This is a genomic window from Zarconia navalis LEGE 11467 (assembly GCF_015207075.1).
GTDB lineage: Bacteria > Cyanobacteriota > Cyanobacteriia > Cyanobacteriales > Geitlerinemataceae > Zarconia > Zarconia navalis.
This window is the reverse complement of sequence record NZ_JADEXN010000417.1, coordinates 1-5,188: the sequence shown is the minus strand read 5'-3', so window position 1 is coordinate 5,188 and position 5,188 is coordinate 1. Positions and strand designations below refer to the sequence as shown.

3 protein-coding genes are annotated in these 5,188 nt (G+C 52.4%); all 3 read right to left on the bottom strand.

Going from position 1 to position 5,188, the window contains the following annotated elements; all coding sequences use genetic code 11:
- Window positions 1-93 precede the first annotated feature (93 nt).
- A complete protein-coding gene (locus IQ235_RS18370; RefSeq protein WP_264322863.1) occupies window positions 94-3,450 on the bottom strand; it encodes a CHASE2 domain-containing protein in 3,357 nt (1,118 codons plus the stop codon).
- Between the two features lie 393 nt (window positions 3,451-3,843).
- On the bottom strand, window positions 3,844-4,578 hold the full coding sequence (locus tag IQ235_RS18365; protein WP_264322862.1) for a DUF928 domain-containing protein: 735 nt from the start codon (window positions 4,576-4,578) through the stop codon (window positions 3,844-3,846).
- Between the two features lie 194 nt (window positions 4,579-4,772).
- Window positions 4,773-5,188, bottom strand: a 416-nt coding sequence (locus IQ235_RS18360; protein ID WP_264322861.1) for a CHAT domain-containing protein, incomplete at its 5' end; no start/stop codon positions are given.

The following is a 5,188-nucleotide window of genomic DNA, read 5'->3' as shown; positions in this document are numbered from 1 at the left end:
CCTACGACTACATCGGCACATTGGGGGGATCGTTTCACTTGAGTTTTGAGTACGATCCTCTCTGCGAGTAGAGTTTTACCCAATCCGATCGCTCTAGGATTCGATCGAATAAGCCTTGACTCGATCGAGAATCTCCTCCAACTCCATCACCAATTCATCCACGCCTTCGAGTTGGTTATCTTTAGCTTGCATTTCAATTTGTTTAGCAATCTCAGGCATCATCAAGATTGCCGCCGTGCTGCTGGCACCTTTGATTTGATGGGCGATACCAGCGAGTTCGATGGCATCGGTTGAGTGAAGGGCGGCTCTCATTTTGGCAATGCAATTCACGGCATCTTCGGTAAAGGTTTCGAGCAATTCCTGTTGAAATTCGAGATCGCCATCGGTAATCGCTTGCAATCGCTCCAAGTCCAGCAGAGGGCGATCGTCAACTTTCCTGGGGTGGGAAGAAATTGCGATCGAATCTGCGTTCTTTTCAACGTCGGGCTTTGGGTTTTCCTCGGCTGTGGCTTCGTCGCGATCGTGGGGGTTCCAGCGTTCTAGGGTTTCAGCTAAAATTTGTAAATCGACGGGTTTGCTGATGTAGTCATCCATCCCAGCAGCCAGACATTGCTCTCGATCGCCTTCCATGGCGTTTGCCGTCATTGCCACGACCGGGGTATGCTCAGAAGAGCCTTCGCGAGCGCGCAGCATTTGCGTGGTTCGATAGCCATCGAGAACCGGCATCAAACAATCCATTAAAATGATATCGTACGCCTCTCGCTCCAGAAGATCGAGGGCTTCTCGACCGTTGCCGACACAAGTGGGTTCGCAGTAGCCGAGGGTTTTCAATTGATTGCGCAGGACTTTTTGGTTGATGGGAGTATCTTCCACCAGCAAAATCTTGAGGTCGTGCTGCCATCCTTGGCGTTGCGTTCGTTCGATGCGGGCGAGTTGAAGATTCTCATCATCGAAGATAGCCAGTAGCTCGAAGGGTTCGATGGGTTTGGTCAAACACGCCGACGCACCGGCGTCGTAAAAGCGAGCGACATTATCTTGTTGGCATTTGGCGATCGTTGCGATCCACTGAGTTTTTTCCAATTGAGGATCGAAACGAATCAAGCGTCCTAACTTTTCGCCACAAAGTTGAGCATCTTCGAGATCGATGAGTACCAGGGAATAGGGAGTTGGCGATTGCAGAGCCTCACGCAAGCGGGCAAAGGCAATCCGGGCATCGCGGACGGCCTCGAGTTCGATTCCCCAAGCTCCGAAGTAGCTGCGCAGGGTTTGCAGATCCAAGGGGTTGCGAGTGGCGACCAAGACTCTCATCCCACTCAAATCGGCATGAGGTACGGGGTAAGATAGCGTTTTGAGAGGGATGAGGGATTCAAAATCTGCTCGATCGGTCATCGACCCATTGCCCTCCCTGACCCCATCATCGGGATCGGCAGCATCGAACCGGGCCGAGAAGCAAAAAGTAGACCCCATCCCGAGCTGGCTCGATACGTCAATTTCTCCACCCATGAGGTTGACGAGTTGCCGACAAATCGCCAGACCCAAACCCGTTCCACCGTATTTGCGCGTGGTGGAAGCATCCACTTGGGAAAAAGATTGAAACAGCTTTTTTTGGTCTTCGGGTGCAATACCAATTCCCGTATCTCGAACTTCAAAACGCAAACCAATAGGAGATCGCAGTGGAGAAACTTGGGCATCGCCTTCGAGAATTGGGTCTGCCAGGGGTAAATCGTCGGTGGGACTCACGCGAATCTCAACTTCGCCTTGGGGGGTGAATTTGAGCGCGTTCCCGGCCAAATTCATCAAAACTTGCTGTAAGCGGGTGGGATCGCCTTTGACGATCGCAGGAACGCTGCTCTCGATATTCGCGAACAATTTGAGTCCTTTGGAGCGAGCTTGAGCTTCGAGTAAATCCGTCACTTTCTTCACACAGGTACTCAAGCTAAATTCGACAGACTCCAAGCGCATTTGACCGGCTTCGAGTTTGGAGAAGTCGAGAATATCGTTGACGATCGATAGCAGATTTTGCCCGCTGGTTTTCAAGGTTTCGACAAAGTCTCGCTGTTCGGGACTCAAAGGGGTGGTCAGCAGCAAGTCCGTCATGCCAATCACTCCATTCATCGGCGTTCGAACTTCGTGACTCATGTTGGCGAGGAACTGACTTTTGGCTAAACTGGCCGATTCTGCAGCCACTTTGGCTTCTTTGAGTTCGGCCGTTCGGAACAACACTCGCTCTTCTAAGGTTTGAGAGTAGCGGCGCAGTTGGGCGTTGGCTCGTTTGAGGGAAAGACGGTGGTAGGTATCGATCAGAGCGATCGCCGAAGCCGAAAAAGCCACCAGGGGGGCGACGGTAGGAATCAGCCAGCCCTCGCGAAACGCACCATAGGCGATGGCGGCCAAAACGACACCGGCGATCGGAATTTCCAAGAGCGCCCCTCCCATCCCCAAACTCCGTTTATTGGACTGGGTGACTTGCAAGAGCGTCCAGCTACCCGTTGCCCCGAGAATCGACCACACCATAATCCAGGTCCACTCGACTGGATGAAGCCAGGCACGAAGCAAGGGACGACCGTCGAGAGCCGCACCGAGCATTTGGCTGGCGATGTTGGCATGAATGACGACCCCCGCCATTTGGGGATGTTCTAGGGAGGGAGCACCGCTGTAGGGGGTTAATTCAAAGTCGTTTTCCGAAATCGCCGTGACGCCGATCAGCACGATGCGATCGGTAAAGAAGTTGGGGGGGACTCGATCTTTGAGTACGTCCGTTATCGAAATGCGGGGGAACCGATCTTTAGTCCCGCGATAGTTGAGAAAGGTTTGGTAGCCTCCAATATCTGACGGTCGGTAGTTTCCTTCTCGTCCCGTCAGGGGTACGAAGAGCGCCCGACCCAATTTATAATGTTGCTTTCCGGGTTCTTCGGGCTTGGCATTCTCGAGGGTAATTCCTTCTTGTTTTTCGAGGTACGTCAGCGCTAACATCACCCCAAGCCCGAGGCGATCGTTATTGTCTTCATCTTTGGCAGACAGCAACGCCCGACGCACTTTTCCATCGCGATCGGGCACTAAATCGGCAATTGCCACCCGCCCGAGTTCGCTCAAAATGGGTGGCGGTGCGACAGTATCTCCAGCAATTTTTTCGACCCCAAACAAGTCGGACGTCGATCGCAAAACCTCTATCAGTTTTTGGTGGCCCGGTTCGATGGGGATATCCCGATAGAGATCCAGACCGATGGCAGCGGGTTCGCCCGCTGCGATTTTCTCAATGACTTCGGCCAGGCGAGCGTCGGGCATCGGCCAGGTTCCCAACTGACCGATATCGGATTCATCGATTTCGACGATCGCGATTCGCGTATCGATGGGTTCTTGGGGCCGAATGCGAAAAAGTCGATCGATGGCTACCCATTGGAGAAGCCCAAATCCTCCGAAAATATGACCGAGGATAACAAGCGATCCCACAATCGGAGCTGTGGTTAGAATCGAACGCCATTGCCAGATTTTTAATCTAAGGTGAGACCACATGAAATAGGCCCTTCCATCATGCCAGGGTTTTGGGAAGGGAGGTCGATGACACGATCGACGATCGCCACGAGAGCGAACTCGAGGAACATTCCTCATATTCCCTCTAAATTATAAGAGAGCAGCACTCTCAAGTACTGCTCTCTTCCCGTGCGATCTCGCTCATCGCTCATACGATCGAACAACTTGTTTAACTTTTAGTTCCCTGTTGGGTGAAAAACTCAACATCGCTTCGGGTTAAACCACCCTAGCGATCTTTGCGCGTTCTCGGTTCTTTGGTACGGGCAATTACACTCTCGAAAACGACAATTGTCGATATTGGGTTCGATGGTTTTAGTCAACCAGCGGCTCGGCAGCGAGCGCTTCTAAACCCACAGAACCGAGTAAGTCCTCCCAGTTTTTTACGAGAGTGGGTTCGTTCGGTTGTGACAAACGAGCGTTCGCTAACGTACTGAGGGCATCGTACCAAATTCCCGCATCTCCGTAGACCTGAGCCAGATCGACAGCAGTGGTTTTCTCGGCGAGATTGCGGGCAACCGTCTCATCGACACTGGTGCGCCGTACGGAACCTTCAATCACTGGATTGTCGGGATCGAAGTTTGGAGAGCAGTGGATTTCAAATAGCCAGGAATAAGTTCTTTCCTCTAGAAGCTTAGCTTCTGTTGAGGGAAGTGCAATCCTGACAATACCACCCGATTCGGGTAAATTGACTTTCGTACGATAGTGGATTTCATCTTCGGGGCTTTTGAGCGTGAAAGATGCTTCCTCCGCACTCGTGGGCGGTACGTAGACGAAAAATGCCGGTCGCTCGGCCACCGTTAGAAGCTGCTCGACATTCTTGGGCAATAGGGGAGTCGCCCTGCCCCCGGCAGCTAAGGATTCTGGCGAACATTGACCGCCGTTGCGACTTGCGCCTCCAGAGGTAGGTTGTTGGGGGGTCGGCTCCACTCCATCCGGTGCGGAGAAGGTCACTGCCCAAGAAGGACCGGCCCAGAAAATTCCGCTGACTAGAACTAAAGCCGTGGCAAATCGAGAGGGGTGTTTCGAGTGGGTGTTGGTCTGTGGCATGTTCTTGTCCCTGAATTATTAAGTCTCGATTGAATGTGCACCCTAGTTCTATTATCGTAAATTATAAAAAAACTGGTGCATATAAAGATCCATCAAAGATTAAAATATTGTCCGCTAGATTTCGGTATACCGAACTCTAGCCAGCTCGCGAGCCGTTCGTTCGACTCCCTACTCCCTCCCCTGCGATCGATAGGCTACAGCCAATTGCCAACGAGGACGAACGGCGCCCAATAAAATGGGTGTTCGTATCCCGGTTGCTCCATTAAGAAGAGTTGGGCCCGACGCAGAGCTTGAGATTTGCGGGTTCCGGGCACCGACAGCTCCTGGTAGAATCGAGCCATTAGGTCGGCTGTCGATCGATCTCGAACCGTCCACAAGGTTCCGAGAGTGGAGCGAGCGCCGCTTTTGACGGCAAATCCGGCCAAGCCCAAAATCGCTCGATTGTCTCCCTTTGCCGTTTGACAAGCACTCAAAACCAATAGCTCGATGGTTCGATCTCGGGTTTCATCTCGCGATCGCAACAAACTTCCCAATTCGGATACGGGAATCCGACCGTCCCAGGTAAGGATAAAGGTCTCATCGACATTGGAGCTAAATTGACCGTGGGTGG

Excerpts from the sequence above, each read along its gene's own strand:
- IQ235_RS18365 (WP_264322862.1), bottom strand. The coding sequence starts at position 4,578 with ATGCCACAGACCAACACCCACTCGAAACACCCCTCTCGATTTGCCACG.